Below are 22,788 nucleotides of genomic sequence, written 5' to 3'. Positions count from 1 at the left end.
GCGTCGCGACACGCAAGAAAGCGCGTCAGCGGATGCCCTTCGAGACGGTGCCGGCCATCTCGTCGGCGGCCTGGATCACCTTGGAGTTCATCTCGAAGGCGCGCTGGGCCGTGATCAGGTTGGTGATCTCTTTCACCGGATCGACGTTCGAGCCTTCGAGGTAGCCCTGGTGCAGCCGGCCGAAGCTGACATCGCCGGGATTGCCGACGACCGGCGCGCCGGAGGCCGGGGTCTCGCGGTAGAGGCCGTTGCCGAGCGGCTCCAGGCCGGATTCGTTGGCGAAGTTGGTCAGCGTCAGCTGGCCGATGTTCTGCAGCGCCACCTGCCCCTCGACCTTGGCGAAGACCTGACCGGATTCGTTGATCGTCACTTGGCTGGCGTTCTGCGGGATCAGGATCGCCGGATCGACGGCGTAGCCTTCGAGGGTCACGAGCTGGCCGGTGGCGTTCCGGTTGAAGGCGCCGGCGCGGGTGTAGTTGATCTCGCCGCTCGGGCTGGTGATCTGGAAGTAGCCGCGCCCGTTGACCGCGAGATCGAGCTGGTTGCCGGTGTTGGCCAGTTGCCCCTGCCGATGCAGGTTGCGGATCGCGGCGGCGCGTACGCCCAGCCCCAGCATCGCGCCCTCCGGCACCGCCTCCTGGCCCGCCTGGTTCGGCGCGCCCTGCTGGCGCTCGGCCTGATAGAGCAGGTCGGTGAACTCGGCCCGCGCGCCCTTGAAGCCGGTGGTGTTGAGGTTCGCGATGTTGTTCGCGATGACCTCGAGGTTGAGCTGCTGGGCCGACATGCCCGTGGCGGCGATGGCGAGAGCGCGCATGGGTCAGGTTCCTCAGATCGGCATGCGGCTGAGTTCGAGATAGGCGGCCACGACCTTGTCGCGGATCGCCACGACGGTCTGGAGGCTCTGCTCAGCGGACATCACCGCCTCGACCACTTGCTGGGCCGAGGCCGTGCCCTTGATGCCGGCGATCGAGGTCGCCTCGCCCATCCGCAGGGCGTCGCGCGCCTGGGTGGCGAACTGGGCCATGATGTCGCCGAACTCCGCGCCCGCGGGCGCGGCGGCCTGCACGGGAAGCGCGGCCGCGCGCTGGACCGGCGCCGTCTCGGCGAAGGAGGTGCCGGCGACCTTGTCGAAGGCCGACAGCGAGGTGAGTGCCTCGATCATCGTTGTTGTCTCAGGACTTGAGGAGATCGATCACGCCCGCGACCATGGCGCGGGCCTGCTTGATGACCTGGAGGTTGGCCTCGTAGGAGCGGTTGGCCTCGCGCATGTCCGCCATCTCGACGAGCATGTTGACGTTCGGCAGCTTGACGTTGCCGTTCTCGTCGGCGGCCGGGTTGGCCGGATCGTGCTCGGTGCGGAACGGCGTGTCGTCGGTGCCGATGGTGGAGAGCTTGACCGAGGCGAAGCCGGCGGCGCGGTCGAGCTCGGCCCGGAACGTCACCGTCTTGCGGGAATAGGGATCGGCGCCGGGGGTCTCGCCGGTCGATTGCGCGTTGGCGAGGTTCTCCGAGACGACGCGCATGCGCACCGACTGGGCCTGGAGCCCGGCCGCGGCGAGCCGGGAGGCGGAGAGCAGGGGATCGATCATGACCCGCTCCGCACGGCCGACATCAGCATCCGGTGGAACGACTTGACCACCGCGTTGTCGAGGTTGCTCTGGCGAGCGACCTCGCCGCCCTTGAGCATCTCCTGCTCCAGGCTGACCCCGCTCGACGATTCGAGCACCTCCCAGGCGCCCGCGGATTGCTCGCGCACCGGGATGCGGCTGCCCTGCTGCTCCAGATGGGCGCCGGCCGTCGTGCTCATGTCGAGGCCGGTTCGGGCCAGCACCTGGGCGAAGGGCACCACGTCGCGGGCCTTGAAGCCGGCGGTGTTCGCGTTGGCGACGTTGCCCGCGATCGTGGCCTGCCGCACCGCGAGGTAGCGCGCGTGCTGCGAGGCGAGGTCGAACAGGTAGACGCCCGTCGTCATGGCAACGCCCCCATCCTTGAAGGGCCCCTTCGATTGCTGGACGGAACGGCCGAAGCCTCCCGTCGTCCTCCGGGGTGTAGGTCGGCAATCTTGCACGAGGCTGGCTCCCGGCTTGACAGGCGGGGCCCGCCCGGTGCGCCTGCGCCCATGGGCGAGCGCGACGCGGAACGGGGGCTGGAGGGCGAGGACGGACAGGGCGGCGTGCCCGTACGGCTGCCGGCCGCGGTCCGCTATGCCGGAGGCGCGGGGCCGGGCGGGCGCGCCGGCCTGCACGTCGTCGCGGCCAACCACCGCTTCGCCCGCGCGGTCCTCGCCTTCGAGGGGCTCCGGCCCGGCGCCTGGGCCTGCCTGGAACTCGGCCTCGCCTATGACGGCACCGAGGCGGCCGGACTCAGCCCCGATTGCATCGGCATCGGCTTCGATTTCCTGGCGGCGGACGGATCGAGCCTCGACCTCGACCACGTGCCCGGCCTCGCGCGCAGCCTGCTCGATCCGCAGGCCGCCTGGATCGCCGGCCCCGCGCTCGCCGACGGGCAGCGCCCGGTGCGCGTCGCCTTCCGGATGCCGGATCAGGCGTGCGACCTCGCCGTCACGGTGCGCTCGTGGCGCAACACCGCACCCGTCACCGTGTCCGATCCGATCCTCCTGATCGGCCGGCCCGATCCCGGCCCGGCGCCGCGCCGACGGCGCCTCGACGAGGGCCCGCTCGTCCTGCGCTACGCCCTGCCGGACGGCGTCGGCCTCACGCTCCGCGGCCAGCTCACCGCGCCGCGGCCGGACGAGCACGCCGCGCGGGTGCGGCTCGTCTACCGCGACGCCGCGGATGCGGAGATCGCGCCGCCCTATCCCGGTGCCGTCTCGGTGCCGGGGCTCGGGGCGGTGGTGAACCTTTCCGCCGTCCCGCAGGCACGCCGCTTCACCCTGGCGCTCCGCCCGCCCACCGGCGCGGCGGGCGTCGACCTCGCGATCGGCCCCTGGGAGGATGCGGAGCGGCCGACCGGCGCCGAGTTGGTCGGCGAGCCCGAACTCGCCCTGGAGGACGACTTCCGCCTGGAGAGTCTGTGCGGCGACGACGCCCTCGACGCAGCCGTCTTCCTCGCCCGCCTCGCCGACCGCCTCGGCCTGCCCGAGGACAGGCCGGTGGGCTGGATCGCGCCCCTGGGCGGCGATCCTGTCCCGTCGCCCGCGCCGCTCGCCCGCGCCCGCGCGCTGCGCGCCGGGCCCGACCGCAGCATCCGCCTCGACGACGAAGGCGGCGCGTCCCTCGCCCTCGCCGGCCTTCCGGACTGGAGCGTGCCGGCGGCGCCGGACTGGCGCGAGGATCCGTTCCGCTCGGTTCCCTGGCGGCTCGCCTACCAGTCGCTGACGTGGCTCCTGCCGCTCGCGGGCCTTTCCGGGCAGGAGCGGCGCGCCCGGGCGCTCGCGGCCTCATGGTCGGCGGCCAATCCGTGGGGGATGCCGAGCGATCCCCTGAGCCTGCATCCGGCCGCGCTCGCGCCCCGCGCCGAGGTGCTGGCGAGCCTGCTGGCCGGCGACGGCCCGGATCGTGGGACGATCGCGGCGGAGGCGGCGCGGCACGGTTTTGCCCTCGCCGAGATCGTCGGGCAGAACACGCTGGCCCGCGGGCTCCCCGGCATCCAGGCGGCCGCCGCGCTGCTGGCGCTCGCGCGCGCTCTGCCGGCCTTTCCCTTCGCGCCGTTCTGGGAAACGCTGGCCCGGCGCAGCCTGGACCAGGGCTTCGACGCGCTGCTCGGCACCGACGGCACCTTTGCCGAATCCGCGCTCCAGCGCCGGCTCGACCTCCTGGGCCACGGCCGCAGCGTCGCCGACCTGCTGGGGGACGAGGCGCCCGGCCCGACGATCGCCGCCCGTGTCGCCGCGGCCCTTCCGGGCCTCGCCCGGCTGCTCGATCCGGGCGGGCGGCTGCCCCCCTTCGGCGACGGCGCAAGCGCGCTCGACCATGCCGGCTGGATCGCCCGGCTCGTGCGGCCGGAGGCGGGCGACCTCGTCGCCGCCCGCGACGCGGCGCCGGCCGAGCCGCCGACGGAAGCGTGCGACGTCACCGCCTTGCGCTATGACGGGCCGGAGCGGGGCTGGGCGCATTTCGCCTGCCAGCATGCCGGCCCGTCGCTGCCGGAGCACCGCGACGCCACCTCCTTCGTCTTCGCCACCGGGGGCTCACGCTGGATCGTCGAGGGCGGCGGCGAGGGGACGGAGACGGGGGCGGCGCGCCACTACCTGCCGTCGGCGCGCGCCCACAACGTCGCGATCCCCGACGGCCGCGAGCCGGTGGCGGGGCGGGCTTGGCCGACGGCGCGGCTCGATCTCGACGGGGCGCGGGTCCTGGCCTTCGCGAGCAACGTTCACGGGCCGGACTACGACCATGCCCGCCTCTTCCTCGTCCTCGACGATCTCGGCGGGCTCGCGGTGCTCGACCGCTTCGTGGCGCGGAGCGATGGGCCGAGCCGGGCGGTGTCGTTCGAGGGTCTGCTGCATCTGCCGCCCGATACCCTCGTCGCCCTGTCCGGCCCACGGCGGGCGCTCGCCCGGCAGGAGGGCGGGCGGCTCGACTTCCAGCCCTGGACCGTGACGGGGCAGGGGGCCGGGATGGACGTGGTGATCGGGCGCAGCGACCGGCCGGGGCGGATGCAGGGCTTCGTCGCCGCGGGCAATGGCGGGCTCCGGGCGGCGCCGGTGCTGCGCTACGCCTTCACCGGCCGCGGCCGCGTCTGCGGCGGCATGATTTTGGCCGCCGACGGGGAGGCGGAGCGCCGCCTCGTGCACTTGCTCGGGACGGACGCCGTGCGGCGCCTCGCCGAGGGGTTTTAAAAACCGGCGAGCAGGACAGCGACGGCCCGGTCGATCGACAGGTAGAACACGCCGAAGGCGACGGCGGCGGCGGCAGCGAATTCGAGCGTCTGGTTCGGCAGGGTCTGGAACCGGCGCATGGTCTCGCGGCCGAAATAGGCCGAGGCCCAAGCGAGCGTCAGAACGGCGGGCAGCACGAACAGGTAGGACAGCGTGCTCTCGACCCGGAGCGGGCCGGCGGGGTCGATCAGCGCCCGGATGTTGCGCACCCACGGGGCATAGGAAGCCGCGTAGAGCGCCGTCAGCCACGACAGGCCGACCGCCACCCCGAGATGCAGCGTGAACTGGCGATGCAACCGCGAGAAGTCGTCGCGCGCGTCGTCGAGCGTCATCCGGCAAACCCCACATCGAGCCGGCCGGTGATTCTGGCGTCGCCGGCCTCGTGGAGACGGGGATGCCGGGGAAGTCTGGGTTTTTTGTGACGCGCGCGGGAACCTTTTGGCGCGACGGCATGTGGCACAGCGAAAAAGGCCGCCCGAGGAGCGGCCCAACGGCTTACGATTATGGATGAAGTTGGCCGCGCATCTCCTCGCCCCGCACGCGGGGAGAGGGCTTCGATGACCTCGTCGTCATCGAAGCGAGGCGGCAGCCGAAGGTGAGGGGGAGCGTAGGGAAGAGGCTCATCCTGAGCCTCCCCCTCACCGCCGCTGCGGCTTCGCCTCCGCTTCCCGCATGGACGACGAGGTCCATGCGGGCCTCTCCCCGCATGCGGGGAGAGGGGAAAGCAGCGGCACCGGCGCGACTAGCCGAGACCTATCAGTTGTCGAGGAAGCTCCGCAGCTTGCGCGAGCGGCTCGGGTGCTTGAGCTTGCGCAGGGCCTTCGCCTCGATCTGGCGGATGCGCTCGCGGGTCACCGAGAATTGCTGGCCGACCTCTTCGAGGGTGTGGTCGGTGTTCATGCCGATGCCGAAGCGCATGCGCAGAACGCGCTCCTCGCGCGGCGTCAGCGAGGCGAGCACACGGGTCGTGGTCTCGCGCAGGTTCGACTGGATCGCCGCGTCGATCGGCAGGACGACGTTCTTGTCCTCGATGAAGTCGCCGAGATGCGAATCCTCCTCATCGCCGATGGGCGTCTCCAGAGAGATCGGCTCCTTGGCGATCTTCAAGACCTTGCGAACCTTCTCCAACGGCATGGCCAACTTCTCGGCCAGTTCCTCGGGCGTCGGCTCGCGGCCGATCTCGTGCAGCATCTGGCGCGACGTGCGGACGATCTTGTTGATCGTCTCGATCATGTGCACCGGGATGCGGATCGTGCGCGCTTGGTCGGCGATCGAGCGGGTGATCGCCTGCCGGATCCACCACGTGGCGTAGGTCGAGAACTTGTAGCCGCGGCGGTACTCGAACTTATCGACCGCCTTCATCAGGCCGATGTTGCCCTCCTGGATCAGGTCCAGGAACTGCAGGCCGCGGTTGGTGTACTTCTTGGCGATGGAGATCACGAGGCGGAGGTTCGCCTCGATCATCTCCTTCTTGGCCTGCCGCGCCTCGCGCTCGCCCTTCTGGACCATCGCGACGATCTTGCGGTACTCGCCGATCTGAAGCCCGGTCTCGGAGGCGAGCGTCAGGATTTGCTCGCGCAGGTCGGCGACCTGCCGACCGCCGCGCTCGACGAAGTTCTTCCAGCCCTTGCCGCCGAGAGTGGCGACGCGCTGCATCCAGTTCGGGTCGAGCTCCCAGCCCTGGTAGTGTCGCAGGAATTCGTCGCGGGCGACGCCGTGGCTCTCGGCGGCGCGCATCAGGCGGCCCTCATGCGAGATGAGGCGCTTGTTGATGTCGTAGAGCTGCTCGACCAGGGCCTCGATGCGGTTGGCGTTGAGCGAGAGCGACTTCACGTCGGTGACGACGATGTCCTTCAGCTCCGCCTGCTTCTTGCCCTGCGCGGCCGTCGGCGTGCCGCCGCCCGCCTTCAGCTCGGTCTCCTCGTTCTGGAGCTTGCGCAGCTTGCGGTAGTTCGAGGCGATGTTGTCGAACGTCTCGAGCACGCGCGGCTTGATCTCGGCCTCCATGGCCGCGAGCGACACGTTGTTCTCCATGTCGTCTTCGTCGTCCCCACCCTCAGGTGGGACCGCGCCGTCGCCCTCCTCGGTCTCTTCCGCGCCCTCCTCGGGCGCCTGCGGCGCGCCGCGGGCGTCGGGGCCGGCGTAGGTGGCCTCCAGGTCGATGATGTCGCGCAGCAGCACCTTGCCGTCGACGAGTTCGTCGCGCCAGATGATGATGGCCTGGAAGGTCAGCGGGCTCTCGCACAGGCCCGCGATCATCGCCTCGCGCCCGGCCTCGATGCGCTTGGCGATGGCGATCTCGCCCTCGCGGGAGAGCAGCTCCACCGAGCCCATCTCGCGCAGGTACATCCGCACGGGATCGTCCGTGCGGTCGGTCGGCTCCTTGGCGGTGGGCGTCGCGACGGTGACGGCGCGCGCGGACGTGGTCTCGGCGACCTCGCCGCCCTCGGAGGCCTCCTCGTCCTCGGAGGCCTCGCCGTTGGCCTTGGCCTCGGTCGCGGTCTCCTCGGATTCCTCGGCCTCGACGACGCGGATGCCCATGTCGTCGAGTTGCGCCAGCACGTCCTCGATCTGGTCGCCGTCGACCTGACCGTCGGGCAGGACCTCGTTGATCTCCTCGTAGGTGACGTAGCCGCGCTTCTTGGCGAGCTTCACCATCCGCTTGACCGCGGCATCCGTCAGGTCGAGGAGCGGGCCATCCGACGGTTGCTCCTGGGCAGCGTCCGTATCGTCCCGCTCGGTTGCCTTCGTTGCCATGCTCAGCCTATTGTTCTCGTGGCGGCGGCCGGGGCTTTTTTAAGCCCGCGCGCTCCCCGCGAAAGACACGTCGCAATGTAGGGGAATGGTGCGCTTGTCGAGGGCTCGCGCCGATTCTCGTTGCATTCGCTCTAGCGCGACGCCCCTTGACCGTCCGTTAACCATAACGTCCGGCCTGCCGCCATCGCAGCGGGGCCACGCTTCCGCAAAATCATTCTTGCCCGGAGACCTCCGCTTCGGCTTCCGCTGCGGCGATCACCGCGAGTTGCTGCTGCACGTCGCATAGCCACGCGAAATTGGCCTCGGACCCATCCTCGGCAAGAGCGCGCTCGGCTTGGTGAAGCTCGTTATGTAGCGCGCCCGCCTGTCGGTGCAAGATCACCGCCTGATGCAGGGTGTGTTCCAGGCGCGCCGGATCCGCATGCGGATCGAGCATCCAGCGGTCGCCGGACGTGACCAGGGCCGTCAGCCGCGCATGCGCCTCCTCCAGACCGGCCCGGCGCAGGCGCGCCTCCATCAGTTCCGGCTCCAGCGCATCCACGTCCGCCGCGCGCTCCAGCAGCAGGTCGCGCAGGACCTGGGCGTCCGGGTTGACGAGTTCGAGGGCGGCGAGCGCCTCCTCCTCGATTCCGAGCAGTTCCGGATGGGCGAGCAGGCTCGCCACGATCATCGCCTCGCGCTTGGCCAAGCGTCCGCCCTGCACGGGGGCCTGGGTGGTGACCTTCAGGAGCGGGTTGAAGCCGGTGACGATGCGCGGCGAAGGCGGCGGATCGCCGGGGCGCGGCCGGCGCTGGAACGGTGCGCGGGGGGCGCGCGGCCCTGCGGAATAACCGCCCTCGGCGCGCTCCGGCCGTCCCGAAAGTCCGCGCAGCCGCCCCTCGATCTCGTCGCGATAGAAGCGCTTGACCGTCTCGTCGCGGATGCCGGCCACCGCCTCGCGCAGGGTCTTGGCGAGGCCCGCCCGGCGTTCGGGCGTGTCGATGGCGCCGGCCGCGGTCTCGCGGGCCCACAGCACGTCGACGAGCGGTTGGGCCGAGGCCAGCACCGCGTCGATCGCGGCGGCACCGCCGGAGCGGGCGAGGTCGTCCGGGTCCTGGCCCCCCGGCAGCATGGCGACGCGCAGCGACTTGCCGGGCTCCAGCATCGGCAGCGCCACGTCGAGCGCCCGGAAGGCGGCGCGCTGGCCGGCGCCGTCGCCGTCGAAGCACAGGATCGGCTCGTCGGCGTGGCGCCAGAGCAGGGCGAGCTGGTCCTCGGTGAGCGCCGTGCCGAGCGGCGCCACCGTCTCGGGAAAGCCCGCCAGCGTCATGGCGATGACGTCGACGTAACCCTCCACCGCGACGATGCGCGAGCGGTCGTGCGCGGACTTGCGGGCCAGGTCGAGGTTGTAGAGCATCCGCCCCTTGTGGAAGAGCGGCGTCTCCGGCGAGTTCATGTACTTCGCCTTGGCCTCGGCCTGCATCGCCCGGCCGCCGAAGGCGACGACCCGCCCGCGCACGTCGCGGATCGGAAACATCACCCGGTCGCGGAACTTGTCGTAGGGCACGGCGACGCCTTCCGCCGTGGCGAGCAACCCCAGCTCCAGCATCGTGTCGCGCTCGATGCCTTTGCCGGCGAGGTGGTCGCGCAGGGCGTAGCGGGCGCTCCCGGCATAGCCGAGCCGGAATTTTTGGCGGGTGTTCTCGCCCAGGCCCCGCCGGTCGAGATAGGCGCGGGCCTCGCCGCCGCCGGGGCCGCGGAGCTGCTCCTCGAAATAGAGCGCGGCGAGTTCCATGATGTCGAGGGCGCCGGTGCGGCGCGCCTCGGCCTGCTCGCTCTCGACGGTCATCTTCGGCAGGCTGACGCCGGCCTCGCTCGCCAGCCGCTCGACGGCCTCGGGGAAGCTGACGCCTTCGGTCTCCATCAGGAAGGTGAAGATGTCGCCGTGCTTGCCGGAGGAAAAGCAGTGGTAGAACTGCTTCTGGTCGTTCACGTAGAAGCTCGGCGACTTCTCCACGTTGAACGGCGACAGGCCGCGCCACTCGCGGCCGGCCTTCTTCAGCTTCACCCGCCGCCCGACCACGTCGGAGGCGGGCAGCCGGGTGCGGATCTCTTCGAGGATGTGGGGCGGGTAGCGCACGGATTGTTTCGCTTCGATGGCCGACCGCGGACGCCCTCCGGCGTGGGGGCGTAGTTTAGCGCCGAGTGCCTAACGGAGTCTCGCCGCCGGAGCCTTCACCCGCCCGGCGCGTTGGCGGGCCAATGACGGCTCTTACCCTCACCCGCCGCCCCTTCCTCGGCATCGCGCTGCTCGCGCCCTTCGCCGCTCTCGCCGCGCTCGCCGCGGACGAACTCGCCGCGATCCTCGCACCGGGTGCGCACGTTCGGACGCTCTACGCGGACGGGGAGTGGTGCGAGGGACCGGTCTGGGTGCCGGCGCTGAACAGCCTCGTCTTCAGCGATGTCCGCCGCAACCGGATGATCCGCATCCCCGACGGCGGGTCTCCGGTGACTTTTCGCGAGCCGTCGCACAACGCCAACGGCAATACGCTCGACGGACAGGGGCGCCTCATCACCTGCCAGCACCGCACCGGTCGCGTGGTGCGCCAGGACGTCGACGGGTCGTTCACGGTGCTGGCCGAGCGCTACCGGAACGGACGGCTCAATTCACCCAACGATGCCGTCGTGGCCGGCGACGGCGCGGTGTGGTTCACCGATCCGACCTACGGCATCACCCAGGCCTCCGAGGGCGAGCCGCGCCCCTCGGAGCAGGCCGGAAGCTTCGTCTACCGCCTCGCGCCGGACGGCACGCTCGCCGCGGCGGCAACCGACTTCCATCAGCCGAACGGGCTCGCCTTCTCGCCCGACGGGCGCGTCCTCTACGTCGCCGAGAGCGGCAGGGCGCCCGACGGCTCGAAGCCGCGGACCATCCGGGCCTTCGACGTTTCGGGCGGGCAGCTCTCAAACGGCCGCATCTTCGCCCGGCTGGAAGCCGGCGTCCCCGATGGGCTCAAGACCGACACCGACGGCCGGGTCTATGCCGGGACCGGCGACGGCGTGCGGGTGTGGAGCCCGGACGGCGCCCTCCTCGGCCTCATCCCGACGGAGGGCCCCTGCGCCAACATCGCCTTCGGCGGCCCGGACGGGCGCCGGTTGTACATCTGCGCCGGGCCGAAGGTGCTCGCGGTCGAGACGCGGGTGCGCGGCGCTCGCGTTCCGGCGTGAGAGGTTCCAGGATGACGACAGGAATCGAACGGCGCCACCTGCTCGGCGGCGCGGCAGGCCTGTTCGCTGCGAGCCTCACGGGATTTCGTCCGGCGCTGGCCGAGCCCGGCACCGGCCCGCTCGAACTCGCGGTCGCCGCCCGCGCGCCGACGACGCCGACCGGGCTGACGCTGGCGCCCGACGGCCGGATGTTCCTGTTCATGCCCCGCTTCGACGAAAGCACGGTGTTCACCGCGGGCGAGGTGTTTCCCGATGGCCGCGTCGTGCCCTATCCCGACGAGGCGGTGAACCGCCCCGATCCGGCCAGGGCGAACGAGCGGCTGTTCCACGTTCCCAACGGCGTGGTCGATGCCCGCGGGCGGCTGTGGCTGCTCGATGCGGGGCTGATGGCCTCCTCCGGCGAGCCGGTGCCGGGGGCGGCCAAGCTCGTTGGCCTCGATCTCGCGAGCAACGCGATCACCCGCACGATCCCGTTGCAGGACGTGGTGACCAAAACCTCGTCGCTGAACGACCTGCGGGTCGATGCGAGGCCGGGCCGCGAGGTCGCCTACATCACCGACCAGGGACAGGACGGCGCGGGCGCGCTGATCGCCGTCGATCTCGCCAGCGGCCGCGCACTGCGCCGCCTCGCCGGCCATGTCAGCACGCAATCGGTCGAGGGCATTCTGAAGATCGTCGACGGCCGCGTTCTGCTGAAGCGCAAGGCCGACGGAACGACGAGCCCGATCCAGGGCGGGGCCAACGGCCTCGCGCTGAGCCCCGACGGCGCGCGCCTCTACTACACGCCGCTGATGAGCCGGCGGCTCTACGCGGTCGAGACCGCCGCGCTGCTCGATCCCGCCCGCGACGACGCGTCGGTCGCCGAGACCGTGCGCGACCTCGGCGAGAAGGGCCTGACCGGCGGGCTCGCCGCCGATTCGCGCGACCGGGTCTATCTCAGCCTCCAGGAGTTCGGCGCCATCGGCCGGCGCGACCCGGACGGGCGGATCGAGATCATCGCCCGCGACCCGAACTTGGTCTGGCCCGACACGTTCTGGATCACCCCGGACGGCTGGCTCTACCTCTCCGCCGCCCAGGCGAACCGCCGCCCGGAACACAATGGCGGCGTCGATCGCCAGCAATCGCCCTACGGCATCTTCCGCATGCGGATCGATGCCGGGCCGGCATAGATCCGCACGTGAAGCTCACTTGCCGGCGAGCGCATCCTTCACCAGCGCGCTGGCGCGGCCGAAATCCATGCGTCCGGTGTATTTGCCCTTCAGGGTACCGATCACCTTGCCCATGTCCTTCGGGCCGGCCGCGCCCGTCTCGGCGATGGCGTCGGCGATGGCGGCCTTGGTCTCGGCCTCGTCGAGCTGCTGCGGCAGGAAGGTCTGGATGATCTGGGCCTCCGCCCGCTCGGACTCGGCGAGTTCGGGCCGGCCGCCCTGCTCGTAGACGCCGGCCGCCTCCTGGCGCTGCTTGATCATCTTCTGGAGCAGCGCGAGGATGTCGTCGTCGCTCGTCTCGCCCTTGCCGAGGCCGCGGGCCTCGATGTCCTTGTCCTTGAGCGCCGCCTGGATCATGCGGATCGTCGAGAGCTTCTGCTGCTCGCGGGCCTTCATGGCCTCCTTCATCTCGGCGGTGATGCGCTCGCGCAGCATGACGGTGTAACTCCAGGCGTGAGTGGGTGCGGGGCTGGCCTGTGTCGCCAGCGCATTGCACGGGCACGCGGGCGCGCCCAGATTGACCCCGAAGCCACGGGCTCGCTATGAGCCGGGCTTAAGATCCCGCACATCCCCGCGGCCCCGAGGACGGGCCGCGCGAGGCGGCGGACATAAGCCGGATCGGACCCATGCTGCAAGACGAACCCGCGACCCTGCGCGCCGATCCCGCGCGCAACGCCCCCGAGACCAAGACTCCCGAACCCTGGGCCGAGCCGCTCGCGACGGCCTTGCTCGTGCTCGCCGACGGCACGGTGCTCGAAGGCTTCGGCATCGGCCATGAGGGGGTCGCCGACGGCGAGGTCTGCTTCAACACCGCGATGACCGGCTATCAGGAAATCCTGACCGATCCGTCCTATGCCGGGCAGATCGTCACCTTCACCTTCCCGCATATCGGCAATGTCGGCACCAACGACGAGGATCTGGAGAGCCTGGACCAGGCCCCGGCCTCCGGCGTGCGCGGCGCGGTGATCGCGTCCGCCGTCACGAAGCCCTCGAACTGGCGCTCCTCCTCGCATCTCGACGGCTGGCTGAAGGCCCGCGGCATCGTCGGCATCACCGGGATCGACACCCGCGCGCTGACCGCCCTGATCCGCGACCACGGCATGCCCAACGCCGTCATCGCCAACGATCCGCAAGGCCGGTTCGACCGCGAGGCCCTCAAGGCGCGGGCCGCCGCGCTCGCCCCGATGGAGGGCCTCGACCTCGTGCCGCCGGTGACCTCGCGCGAGCCTTCCGCCTGGACCCAGACCGTCTGGGCGGTGAAGGGCGGCTACGGCTCGCGCGTAGCCGGAGAGGGGCTCAAGGTCGTCGCGATCGATTACGGCGTGAAGCGCAACATTCTGCGCCTGCTGGCGGAGGCCGGCTGCGACGTCACCGTAGTGCCGGCTACGACGACTGCGGACGAGATCATGGCGATGAAGCCGGACGGCGTCTTTCTCTCGAACGGCCCCGGCGACCCGGCCGCGACCGGGCAATACGCCGTCCCGGTGATCCGCCAGCTCCTCGACAGCCACGTGCCGACCTTCGGCATCTGCCTCGGCCACCAGCTCATGGGGCTCGCGCTCGGCGGGCGCACGGTGAAGATGGGCCAGGGCCATCACGGCGCGAACCATCCGGTGAAGGACCACACCACCGGCAAGGTCGAGATCGTCTCGATGAACCACGGCTTCGCGGTCGATCCGAAAAGCCTGCCCGAGACCGCGGTCGAGACCCATGTCTCGCTGTTCGACGGCTCGAATTGCGGATTGTCTCTGACGGACCGCCCGGCCTTCTCGGTGCAGCACCACCCGGAGGCCTCGCCGGGCCCGCGCGACAGCCACTACCTGTTCGAGCGTTTCGTGAGACTGATGCGGGAGAACAAGCCGGAGCGCGCCCGATCCGGCGGCTGACGCCCGCCGCCGGGCATCCATGAGCGGGCAAGCCTTGCTTTGCCCGGCGGAGTGACCAATTTCCGCGGATGCTCGACGAGGACGCCCCGCGACAAGCCCCGACCGCCCTCGCCGACGGATCGGAGGCCGAGGACGTACCCTTCGGCGCGCTCCAGGCCTGCGTCGGCATCCGCGACTGGCTGCTGGGCGAGGGCGCGCGGCTGCCCAAGGCCGACGATCTGCTGGCCGGCCTTGCCCAGCGCCTCGACGCCATCGGCGTTCCGATCGATCGGGCGACCACCGCCATCGACACGCTGCATTCCGAGTATTCCGGCGTCGGCCGGCGCTGGACCCGCGAGGAGGGATCGAGCGTCCGGCTGTTTCCCCACGGCGAGGCGTCCGAGAGGGCCTATCGCGAGAGCCCGTTCTACACCGTGCATCAATCGGGCGAGTGGCTCGTCCTCGATCTCGCGCGCACGCCGGACGACGCCTACGCCGTCATCCCCGAGCTGAAGGCCGCGGGCTACACCCACTACATCGTCGCCCCGCTGATCTTCACCAACGGCACCCGCAACGGCATCACCTTCGCGACCCGCTCGGGCGAGGGGTTCCGCGACGAGGACATCGCGATCCTGCGCTTCGTCATGCCGACGCTTGCCGCGGTGATGGAGATGCGGCTCCTCAATAAGCAGCTCGACACGGTCCTGCGCATCTATGTCGGCGACGAGCCGCACCGGGCGATCCTGTCGGGCGACATCCGCCGCGGTCAGGTGCGGCGCATCCGCTCGGCGATCCTGTTCGCCGACATGCGCGACTACACCCGCCTCTCCGCCGACCTGACGCCCGAGGGCGCGGTCGATCTCCTCAACGCCTTCTTCGACTGCCTCGTCCCGCCGATCGAGCGGGAGGGCGGCGAGGTGCTGAAATATCTCGGCGACGGCCTGCTCGCGATTTTTCGCGAATCCGGTGACGACATGGGAAGTGCCGCGAAAGGCGCGCTCACGGCTGCGCAATCGGCGCTCGCCGCGCTGGCTGAGGCCAACGCGGTCGGGCGCTTTTCCGGCAAGGCGGTCGATGCCGGCATCGCGCTGCATCACGGCGAGGCGGCCTACGGCAATGTCGGCTCGGGCACGCGGCTCGATTTCACCGTGATCGGCCGCGACGTGAACCTCGCGAGCCGGCTGGCCCGGCTCAACCGCATCCTGGGCGAGCCGCTGCTGATGTCGAAGCCGTTCGTGGACTTCCTCTGGGGCGATCCCGAACCGCTCGGCAGCCACCCCCTCGACGGCTTCCCCGAGCCGATGGCGGTGTTTCGGCCGGAGCGGAAATCGAAGCCGCTGGCGAAGGCGGGCTGAGCGCGCCACTCAAGCACCCCGCCGCCATCAACGACTTGCCGAACATCCGCAGCAAGGACGGCCAGAGGTGGAAACGTCCGGCCATCGCCGGTCCACGGTGTCGCACCGCGTCCGCCGTCGCGCTCTGCGCGCGCCCCGACATGACCGAAAATTCACGTGACAGGCGCGTGCCCGCGCCCCGATCTCGCCAAGACGGATAGCCAGGGCCGCCGAATTCGGCGATGTCCCGGACCGGAACAAGACCTGCGCCTCCCGAAGGCGTCCGGGCCGGCAGAGCGAGAGGGAGACGACCGCGTGGCCGCATTCAAGAGCGGGCTCGGCCTACAGGCCGCGCTCACGGCGCTCGTCGCGCTCCTGCTGCTCGCGATGCCGGGCCTGCCCTCGCCGCCGCTCTACGTCTCGCTCGCGGGCTTCGCCATGGCGGGGCTGCTCTACGCCTCCCGCGAGATCTCGGCCTACCTGAAGATCTTCGTCTCGGTCTACGGGCTGGGCTACCTGCTGCTGGCGCTCTCCAAGACGCTGGCCGCGATGGGGGCGCTGCCGGGCGTCGTCGCGGCACTGCTGCCGCCGGACTTCGCCGCGACCGGCGCCGTGGTCTTCGCCGGCATCGTACTGGGAATCTCCCACTGGCGCCCGATCCGCGACATCACGCTCATCGCCGACCCCTACTTCGCCAACCGCGACGCGCCGACGAAGGAGATCGGCCTTTTTCGCTGGTTCGGCCGCACCGAGGGCGAGATCGGCCGCAATCTGGTCGGGCTGTCGATCTTCGTGAACTTCGCCGACGTGGCGCTGACGCTCGGCTTCAACTTCTTCTACCGCGACATGTACAACTCGCTGCAGGCGCTCGACGCGGCGGCGTTCTGGTATCAGATCGTCTGGATCTTCGTGCCGCTGGCGGCGCTGAACATCGTCATCGGCATGTTCGACCTCTACGTCGACTCGGCGCTGCAGGTCCGCTGGCGCACGTGGCTGACCCACAGCCTGTACGAGCGCTGGCTCGGCCAGGGCACCCACTACCGCATCCCCTTCACCGACGAGGAGGCGGACAACCCGGACCAGCGCATCCAGTCGGACGTCAACGCCTTCATCCAGCAGACCGCGGGCCTGTCGATCCGGCTGCTCAGCCAAGCCGCGCAGCTCGTCTCCTTCATCGTCATCCTGTGGACGCTCTCGCGCGACTTCGTGCTGCCCTTCACCGACACGATCGTGCCGGGCTTCCTCGTCTGGCTGGTGATCGCCTACGCGGTGGTGGGCACGTGGCTCACCCACATCATCGGCAAGCCGCTGATCGGCCTCGATTTCCGCCAGGAGCAGGTGGAGGCCGACTTCCGCTTCGCGCTGGCGCGCAACCGCATCTACTCGGAGCAGATCGCGCTGCTGCGCGGCGAGCGGGCCGAGGCCTCGCGGCTGACCGGGCTGTTTCACGCCATCATCGACAACTACGTCGGCATCATCTACCGGCGCATCAAGCTGATCGCCTTCACCTTCAGCTACCGGCAGGCGAGCACGATCTTCCCGCTCGTCATCGCCGCGCCGTCGTTCTTCGCCAAGAAGATCACGCTGGGGACGCTGCAGCAGACCTCGAACGCGTTCGGCAACGTCCAGAACTCGCTGTCGTTCTTCATCACCGCCTACACGACGCTCGCGGCCTACAAGGCCAACACCATTCGTCTGGGCGCGTTCAAGCGGGCGATGACCAAGGCCGAAGCGCTGGCGGGTGCGGGCTACGGCCTCGCGCAGGGCCACGACCGCTCGGGCGACGTCACCGGCCGCGACCTGACGCTGGCGCTGCCCGACGGCCGCGAGATCGTGCGGGCGGCGTCCCTCACCCTGCCCAAGGGCGGCGCGACCCTGGTGACCGGCCCCTCGGGCTCGGGCAAGTCGACCCTGTTCCGGGCCATCGCCGGCATCTGGCCGTTCGGCAAGGGCCGGGTCGACGTGCCGGAGGGCCAGTCCGCGATGGTGCTGCCGCAGCGGCCCTACATCCCGCTCGGCTCGTTGCGCGGCGCGGTGGTCTATCCCAACACCACCGACCAGTATTCCGACGAGGCGATCCGCGACGCGCTGATCGCGGCGCAGCTTCCGGCGCTCTCCAACCGGCTCGACGAGGTCGATACCTGGGAACGGCGGCTGTCGGGCGGCGAGCAGCAGCGCCTGGCCATCGCCCGCGCGATCCTGGCCAAGCCCGACTGGCTGTTCCTCGACGAATCCACCGCCGCCCTCGACGAGGCGAGCGAGGCCTCGATCTACCGGACGCTGCGCGAAAAACTGCCCGGCACCACCATCGTCTCGATCGGCCACCGCTCGACCCTGCACCAGCACCACGAAAACCGCATCGAGATGGTGCCGACGGGCGAGGGCCGGTTCGAGCCGCGGGCCGGGGCGCCGCTCGCGGCACCGGCGGAGTAGTTTTTCGGGAGAAGGCGGAGCCGCCTTCTCCCACCCATCCCCCTCATCCCGAGGCGCTCAGCCGGAGGCTGCTGCGCAGCACCTCGGGATGAAGGCGCGTCGTCAGACCCACGCTGCCTCCAACAACCCCTCGACCATCCCGCGATACCCGGCACCGAACAGCCGGAGATGCACCAGAGCCGGCCAGAGCTTGTAGATCGCGGCGCGCTCGGCCTCACCCGGCTCCGGCGGCCCGTAGGCCTCGCGAAAACCGGGGCCGGGGCGGCCGAACAGGGCGAGCATGGCGCAATCGACCTCGGCATGGCCGTGGTAGCAGGCCGGGTCGATCAACCCCGTGACCCGCACACCGTCGGAGAGCACGTTACCGCCCCACAGGTCGCCGTGGAGCAGGGCCGGACGGGGCCGGGCCGGCAGACGGTTCTTGAGGTCGGCGGCCACCGCTTCGAGGCGGCGCATCAGCGCCCCCGGCACGTGGCCCGCATGACAGAGCAGCCGCCGCTCGGCCCAAAAGGCCGGCCAGTCGTCGCTCCAAGCGTTGGCGATGGTCACCGGCCCGAAGGCGTAGTCGGCATGCCAGCCGTAACGCGCGCCCGACACCGCATGCAGGCGCGCCACCGCGCGCCCGAGCTCGGCCGGCGCGGGCGCGCCCGCATCGGACAAGCGCTCCAGCACGAGGACCGTGTCGTCCACGGCGAGCACCGCCGGGGCCGGAGCGCCGCTCCCCGCGATCGCCGCCAGCATCGCGGCCTCCATCCGCGGGGCGGGGCCCGACTTCGCCACCGCCTCGCGCCCGTCGGCGAGGCGGATCAGAACGCATTCAGAGAGGTCGCCGCCGGGCAAGGTCCGGGTCTGCGCCAAGTCTCCGCCGAGCAGCGCGGCGGCGCGGCGCGCGAGCGCCGCGCTCACGCCGCTTCCGCGATCCGGCGCACCAGCGCGCGGGCGCCGCTCGTCACGTCGGCCCAGGTGGTCTCGAACCCCTCCGGTCCGCCGTAATACGGGTCGGCCACCGGCTCGCCCGCCCGGCCCGGCACGTGGTCGAGGAGCAGGCTCAATTCCGCCCGCGCGCCCTCCGGCCGAAGCGCCCGCAGGCGCGACAGGTTGGCGTGGTCGAGCGCCACCACATGGTCGAACGCCTCGAAATCCTCGGCGGCCACCTGCCGGCCGCGATAACCCGAAATGTCGAGGCCGTGGGCGCGGGCGACCGCGATGGCGCGCGGGTCCGGCGGCTCGCCGACATGCCAGTCGCCGGTCCCGGCGGAATCGACCGTCACGGCGAGCCCGGCCCGCTCGGCCTCGAACCGGAACGCGGCCTCGGCCAAGGGCGAGCGACAGATGTTGCCGAGGCAGACGAAGAGGATGGTGGTCATGAAGGCCAGTCTATCACGCACGCGCCCACGTGAATCACCCGTCGAGAGGAAGGGCCACGGCGACCGCGGAGTTGACGGCCCGCAGCCTGGATCGCACTCTCTCGCCGATGTCGGTCGAGGTCGTCCATCAGTGGCGCGCGGATCGTCCCGAGGCGGCGCTTCGGGAACTCGACGACGTACGCGTGCTGGTCGCCGTGACGACGATGGACGGCGATACGGTTCCGGCCGGGACTGAGGGCACCGTGGTCGCCGTCTGGGGCGGCGGCGAGGCCTACGAGGTCGAGTTTCCCGAGCCGATGGGCGCGCTCGCGACGGTCGCGGCCGGTGATGTGGTCTTCACAGGGCGACCCGTGCCTTGAGCGGGTCCGGCCCGCTCCGCATCCCCAACGACAAGATCGTCTTCTATCTCCTGAACGTCGATCATCCGAAAGGCGGGCCCAAGGCGCGCTTCTTCCTGAGCTTCGGATTCGATCCGACGAAACCCGGCATCATGGCCGACGCCCTGATCGGGCACTTCCTCCTCAACCCGGGCACGCTCGTGCCTTCCACGCCCGTGACGCCCGAGCGATGGGTGGTGGAGGGTCCGTTGCACACGCCGGACGGCCGCGACCCGCGGGTGCGCAGCGTCTGGCAGCCGGAGGAGGGCACGGCGTGGCGCCTCGTCACCGCGGTACCGCTCACGCGGCGCTGACGCCCCCGGCGAGCGGCCGCGTCGCCGCCTCCAGCCAGTCCCGCGTCTGCACGTCGAGGTCGGGCGCCAGGCTCTCCCGCACCCGCGCGTGGTAGGCATCGACCCAGGCGGCATCGCGCTCGCCGAGCAGGCCCAAATCGATCAGCCGCCGGTCGAGGGGGGCCAGCGTCAGCGTCTCGAAGCCGAGCATTGTCCTCTCCGCGCCCTCGATCGCCCGCGCCTCGACGAGGACGAGGTTCTCGATGCGGATGCCGTAGGCCCCTGGCTTGTAGTAGCCCGGCTCGTTCGAGAGGATCATGCCGGGCCTCAACGCCACCGTGCCGGTCTTGGCGATGCGCTGCGGCCCCTCGTGGACCGAGAGGAAGGCGCCGACGCCGTGGCCGGTGCCGTGGTCGTAATCGAGCCCGGCCTGCCACAGGCTGAGGCGCGCCAGCGCGTCGATCTGCGCCCCCGTCGTCCCCTCGGGGAAGACCGCGCGGGCAATCGCGACGTGGCCCTTGAGCACGCGGGTGAAGCGCTCCCGCATCTCGGGCGAGGGCTCGCCCACCGCGACGGTGCGGGTGATGTCGGTGGTGCCGTCGGCGTATTGGGCGCCGGAATCGATCAGGAACAGTTCGCCGGGCTGCGAGGACCGGTCGGTGGCGCGGGTGACGCGGTAATGCACGATCGCGCCGTTGGCGCCCGAACCCGAGATCGTCGGGAACGACACGTCGCGCAACGCACCCCCCTCCGCGCGACAATCCTCCAGCGCCTCCACCGCCGCGATCTCGCTCACCGGCCCGGTCCGGTCGAGCCAGGCGAGGAAGCGCGTCACGGCGAGCCCGTCGCGGTGATGGGCGGAGCGGGCGCCGGCGATCTCGGCGGCGTTCTTGACCGCCTTCATGGCGGTGACGGGATCGGGCCCGACATCGGCCACGCCGCCCGCCGCCTCCACCAGGGCGCGGAGCGCCGCCGAGCCGGTCGCCGCGTCGAGCCGCAGCCGCGCGGCCCCGACGCAGAGGGCGGCCAGCGCCTCGGGGAACGCGCTGCGCGGATGGAGGTCCGCCAGCGGTTCGAGGGCGGCGCGCAGGGCGGGATCGATGGCCGGCGAACCGAGATAGAGTGCGGCCCGGCCCTCCGCCGGCACGAGGGCGTAGCCGAGCGCCAGCGGCGTGTGGCCGATATCGGCCCCGCGCAGGTTGAAGGTCCAGGCGAGGTTGTGCGGATCGGACACCACGAGCCCGTCGAGCCCGCCCTCGGCCAAGGCCGCGCGGACCCGCGCCAGCTTGTCGGCGACGCTCTCGCCGGCCAGAGCCTCGGGATGGGCCACGACCCGGCCCGCGGGCGGGCGCGGCCGCCCGGCCCAGACGGCATCGACGAGGTTTTTTTCCGTCGCGCGAAGTGTGGCGCCAACTTTGGCGGCGGCCCGCTTCAGGCGGGCGACGCCGTCCGGCGTGTGCAGCCACGGATCGTAGGCCAGAATCTGCCCGCTCTTCAGGTGCGCGCCGAGCCACGCCTCCGGGGTGGTCTCGGCGACGGACACCACGGTGAGGATGCCGGTATCCACCTGGGCCGGGGCCTGCACGGTGTAGCGGCCATCGACGAACAGCGCGGCACTCTCCTGCAGCACGATGGCCGTGCCGGCCGAGCCGGTGAAGCCGGTGAGCCACGCCAGTCTCTCGGCATCGGCCGGCACGTATTCCGACTGGTGCTCGTCGGCCCGCGGCACCACGAACCCGTCGGCCCCGATCTCGCGGAGCGCCGCCCGCAGGGCCTCGATCCGCTCGGGGCCCTTGGCGTGGCTCGGATCGTCGAAGGTCTGGAAGCGGGCGCGCGTCATGGGAGGAGGGTTACGCCGCGGCCGGGGCGGGGACAATGGCGGGTCTCGCCGAGGGTCGTGAGCGGGCACGGCGCCGTCGCGAGACCCTCAAGGATTCGAGGCGGATTTCCGCCGCGTCTCGGACGGCGTGCAGCCGTAAGCCCGGCGATAGCGCTGCCCGAAATCGCCCATGTGGGCGAAGCCCCAGTGGCGCGCGATCCGGGCGATCGACCACGCGGCCTTGGGTCCGGCGATCAGGTCCCGATGGACGCATTCGAGGCGGCGATCGACGATGAACTGGACCGGGGTGCGCCCGAGTTCCTTCTTGAACTTGTCCTGCAGCGACCGGACGCTCATCGAGGCGGCCGCGGCGACGTCGGACAGGACGATGGTCTTCGACAGGTTCTCCTCGATGTAATCGATCGCGATCCCGAGCCGCCGGGACGGTACGTCCGCCCCGGCCGCCTGCCTCGGAGGGGCCGCCTTCGGCCAGGAGGACAGAAGCTGATAGCTCATGACCTCCCGGATCAGCGGATAGAGCAGGTCGACCGGGCGATCCTGGTCCCGGGTCCAGCTCTGAACTCGCTGGACCGTGCGGAACAGGGCGCTCATGCCCGGCAGCGTCATGTCGGCGACGGGCGCGAAGGTCGGAAGCCCCGGATCGTCCCGGCCCGTCAGGGCGTGGTTGGCCGCCGTGAGGGTCTCGGCCGCGATCGTCGCGCTGACCGCATCGACCCAGTCCGAGGCGCGTACCTCGGCGATGGTCTCGAAACCGACGAGCGTGGCGTGGGCCGGCGATCCGAGGATGTCCCCGCCCCGGCCTGAATAGGTGAAGTGGCCGCTCACCACGAAGCGGATCGTCACGAGGTCGGCGGAGAATTTCGGTTTCGTCACGAAGCCGCTGCGGGACGAGGTCCGCCAGAAGCTGAAATCCTCGCTCTGGCTGCCGGATATCTCCACCCACGGATCGACCGAGCGCAGGACGTCGATGTCGACCGCGATCCCGCCGCGCTCGTTGAACCGCCTCAGTTCATCGAGCGAATGGATTTTCGCCGAGAGATGCGCCTGAGGCCGCCAGACGTCGGGCCGGGTCGGGCTCGGGCTCGTCATCGTGCGGACGGGTGCATGGGCGAAAACGTGCTCTGTCCGGCAGGAGCCCGAGGCTCGCCGGACGTGTGTAGTGCTGCCGAACAACGAGATGCAACCCCGCGTCCTTTCAGCGCAATATTGTTGTCACTGTATCATGATCACGCATAACGTATAATTATTACGCAAAAGCGACGATTAACTA

The 22,788-nt window shown here is 70.8% G+C and carries 20 protein-coding genes; 8 read left to right on the top strand and 12 right to left on the bottom strand.

Features of this window, described 5'->3' with window-relative positions; all coding sequences use genetic code 11:
- Window positions 1-25 precede the first annotated feature (25 nt).
- From flgG to flgB, 4 genes are read right to left on the bottom strand one after another with little or no spacing between them, the layout of a single operon-like run.
- Window positions 26-814 carry a flagellar basal-body rod protein FlgG gene (flgG, locus tag HNR00_RS01840; protein WP_183563911.1) on the bottom strand — a complete coding sequence of 263 codons (789 nt, stop codon included), beginning with the start codon at window positions 812-814 and terminating at the stop codon, window positions 26-28.
- A gap of 12 nt (window positions 815-826) precedes the next feature.
- Complete coding sequence (fliE, locus tag HNR00_RS01835) at window positions 827-1,162, bottom strand: flagellar hook-basal body complex protein FliE (protein WP_183563908.1); 336 nt, start codon at window positions 1,160-1,162, stop codon at window positions 827-829.
- Between the two features lie 10 nt (window positions 1,163-1,172).
- Window positions 1,173-1,589 (bottom strand): flagellar basal body rod protein FlgC, encoded by a 417-nt coding sequence (gene flgC, locus HNR00_RS01830; RefSeq protein WP_183563905.1) that lies wholly within the window; start codon window positions 1,587-1,589, stop codon window positions 1,173-1,175.
- The gene (gene flgB, locus HNR00_RS01825) at window positions 1,586-1,972 is read right to left on the bottom strand and encodes a flagellar basal body rod protein FlgB (RefSeq protein ID WP_183563902.1); all 387 of its coding nucleotides are present in this window, start codon (window positions 1,970-1,972) and stop codon (window positions 1,586-1,588) included. Before flgB ends, flgC begins: the two co-directional genes overlap by 4 nt.
- Before the next feature lie 147 nt (window positions 1,973-2,119).
- On the opposite strand from flgB, the gene HNR00_RS01820 reads away from it, so the two are divergent.
- Complete coding sequence (locus tag HNR00_RS01820; protein ID WP_183563899.1) at window positions 2,120-4,801, top strand: heparinase II/III domain-containing protein; 2,682 nt, start codon at window positions 2,120-2,122, stop codon at window positions 4,799-4,801.
- On the opposite strand, the gene HNR00_RS01815 is transcribed toward HNR00_RS01820, so the two are convergent.
- From HNR00_RS01815 to dnaG, 3 genes are all read right to left on the bottom strand, one after another.
- On the bottom strand, window positions 4,798-5,172 hold the full coding sequence (locus HNR00_RS01815; protein WP_183563896.1) for a hypothetical protein: 375 nt from the start codon (window positions 5,170-5,172) through the stop codon (window positions 4,798-4,800). The genes HNR00_RS01820 and HNR00_RS01815 overlap by 4 nt on opposite strands.
- 424 nt (window positions 5,173-5,596) lie before the next feature.
- Window positions 5,597-7,597: an RNA polymerase sigma factor RpoD gene (gene rpoD, locus HNR00_RS01810; protein WP_183563893.1), complete on the bottom strand. Its 2,001-nt coding sequence runs from the start codon at window positions 7,595-7,597 to the stop codon at window positions 5,597-5,599.
- A gap of 211 nt (window positions 7,598-7,808) precedes the next feature.
- Complete coding sequence (gene dnaG, locus HNR00_RS01805; RefSeq protein ID WP_183563890.1) at window positions 7,809-9,716, bottom strand: DNA primase; 1,908 nt, start codon at window positions 9,714-9,716, stop codon at window positions 7,809-7,811.
- Between the two features lie 122 nt (window positions 9,717-9,838).
- Here dnaG and HNR00_RS01800 point away from each other — a divergent pair, with 122 nt between their 5' ends.
- Window positions 9,839-10,801 carry an SMP-30/gluconolactonase/LRE family protein gene (locus HNR00_RS01800; RefSeq protein ID WP_183563887.1) on the top strand — a complete coding sequence of 321 codons (963 nt, stop codon included), beginning with the start codon at window positions 9,839-9,841 and terminating at the stop codon, window positions 10,799-10,801.
- Between the two features lie 11 nt (window positions 10,802-10,812).
- Window positions 10,813-11,970, top strand: coding sequence for an L-dopachrome tautomerase-related protein (locus HNR00_RS01795; protein ID WP_183563884.1), 1,158 nt, complete (start codon window positions 10,813-10,815; stop codon window positions 11,968-11,970).
- Between the two features lie 15 nt (window positions 11,971-11,985).
- On the opposite strand, the gene HNR00_RS01790 is transcribed toward HNR00_RS01795, so the two are convergent.
- Window positions 11,986-12,444 carry a GatB/YqeY domain-containing protein gene (locus HNR00_RS01790; RefSeq protein WP_183563881.1) on the bottom strand — a complete coding sequence of 153 codons (459 nt, stop codon included), beginning with the start codon at window positions 12,442-12,444 and terminating at the stop codon, window positions 11,986-11,988.
- A 191-nt stretch (window positions 12,445-12,635) separates the two neighbouring features.
- Here HNR00_RS01790 and carA point away from each other — a divergent pair, with 191 nt between their 5' ends.
- From carA to HNR00_RS01775, 3 genes are all read left to right on the top strand, one after another.
- Window positions 12,636-13,895 (top strand): glutamine-hydrolyzing carbamoyl-phosphate synthase small subunit, encoded by a 1,260-nt coding sequence (gene carA / locus HNR00_RS01785; RefSeq protein WP_183563878.1) that lies wholly within the window; start codon window positions 12,636-12,638, stop codon window positions 13,893-13,895.
- Between the two features lie 68 nt (window positions 13,896-13,963).
- On the top strand, window positions 13,964-15,229 hold the full coding sequence (locus HNR00_RS01780) for an adenylate/guanylate cyclase domain-containing protein (RefSeq protein WP_183563875.1): 1,266 nt from the start codon (window positions 13,964-13,966) through the stop codon (window positions 15,227-15,229).
- A gap of 294 nt (window positions 15,230-15,523) precedes the next feature.
- Window positions 15,524-17,641, top strand: a complete 2,118-nt coding sequence (locus HNR00_RS01775) for an ABC transporter ATP-binding protein/permease (RefSeq protein ID WP_183563872.1) — start codon at window positions 15,524-15,526, stop codon at window positions 17,639-17,641.
- Window positions 17,642-17,743: 102 nt separating this feature from the next.
- Here HNR00_RS01775 and HNR00_RS01770 read toward each other — a convergent pair whose 3' ends face one another.
- Both HNR00_RS01770 and HNR00_RS01765 read right to left on the bottom strand, forming a co-directional pair.
- Window positions 17,744-18,547, bottom strand: coding sequence for a fructosamine kinase family protein (locus HNR00_RS01770; protein ID WP_183563869.1), 804 nt, complete (start codon window positions 18,545-18,547; stop codon window positions 17,744-17,746).
- Window positions 18,544-19,008, bottom strand: coding sequence for a low molecular weight protein-tyrosine-phosphatase (locus HNR00_RS01765; RefSeq protein ID WP_183563866.1), 465 nt, complete (start codon window positions 19,006-19,008; stop codon window positions 18,544-18,546). Before HNR00_RS01765 ends, HNR00_RS01770 begins: the two co-directional genes overlap by 4 nt.
- Before the next feature lie 71 nt (window positions 19,009-19,079).
- Here HNR00_RS01765 and HNR00_RS01760 point away from each other — a divergent pair, with 71 nt between their 5' ends.
- Complete coding sequence (locus HNR00_RS01760) at window positions 19,080-19,367, top strand: DUF4926 domain-containing protein (RefSeq protein ID WP_246390166.1); 288 nt, start codon at window positions 19,080-19,082, stop codon at window positions 19,365-19,367.
- The gene (locus HNR00_RS01755; protein WP_183563863.1) at window positions 19,364-19,699 is read left to right on the top strand and encodes a DUF6883 domain-containing protein; all 336 of its coding nucleotides are present in this window, start codon (window positions 19,364-19,366) and stop codon (window positions 19,697-19,699) included. The genes HNR00_RS01760 and HNR00_RS01755 overlap by 4 nt, the downstream gene beginning before the upstream one ends.
- On the opposite strand, the gene HNR00_RS01750 is transcribed toward HNR00_RS01755, so the two are convergent.
- Window positions 19,686-21,518 carry an aminopeptidase P family protein gene (locus tag HNR00_RS01750; RefSeq protein ID WP_183563860.1) on the bottom strand — a complete coding sequence of 611 codons (1,833 nt, stop codon included), beginning with the start codon at window positions 21,516-21,518 and terminating at the stop codon, window positions 19,686-19,688. The two genes, HNR00_RS01755 and HNR00_RS01750, sit on opposite strands and share 14 nt — an antisense overlap.
- An 87-nt stretch (window positions 21,519-21,605) precedes the next feature.
- Window positions 21,606-22,607, bottom strand: a complete 1,002-nt coding sequence (locus HNR00_RS01745; protein ID WP_183563857.1) for a helix-turn-helix transcriptional regulator — start codon at window positions 22,605-22,607, stop codon at window positions 21,606-21,608.
- Window positions 22,608-22,788 lie beyond the last annotated feature (181 nt).

This window comes from Methylorubrum rhodinum, from assembly GCF_014199935.1.
GTDB lineage: Bacteria > Pseudomonadota > Alphaproteobacteria > Rhizobiales > Beijerinckiaceae > Methylobacterium > Methylobacterium rhodinum.
This window is presented reverse-complemented; position numbering and strand designations above follow the sequence as displayed.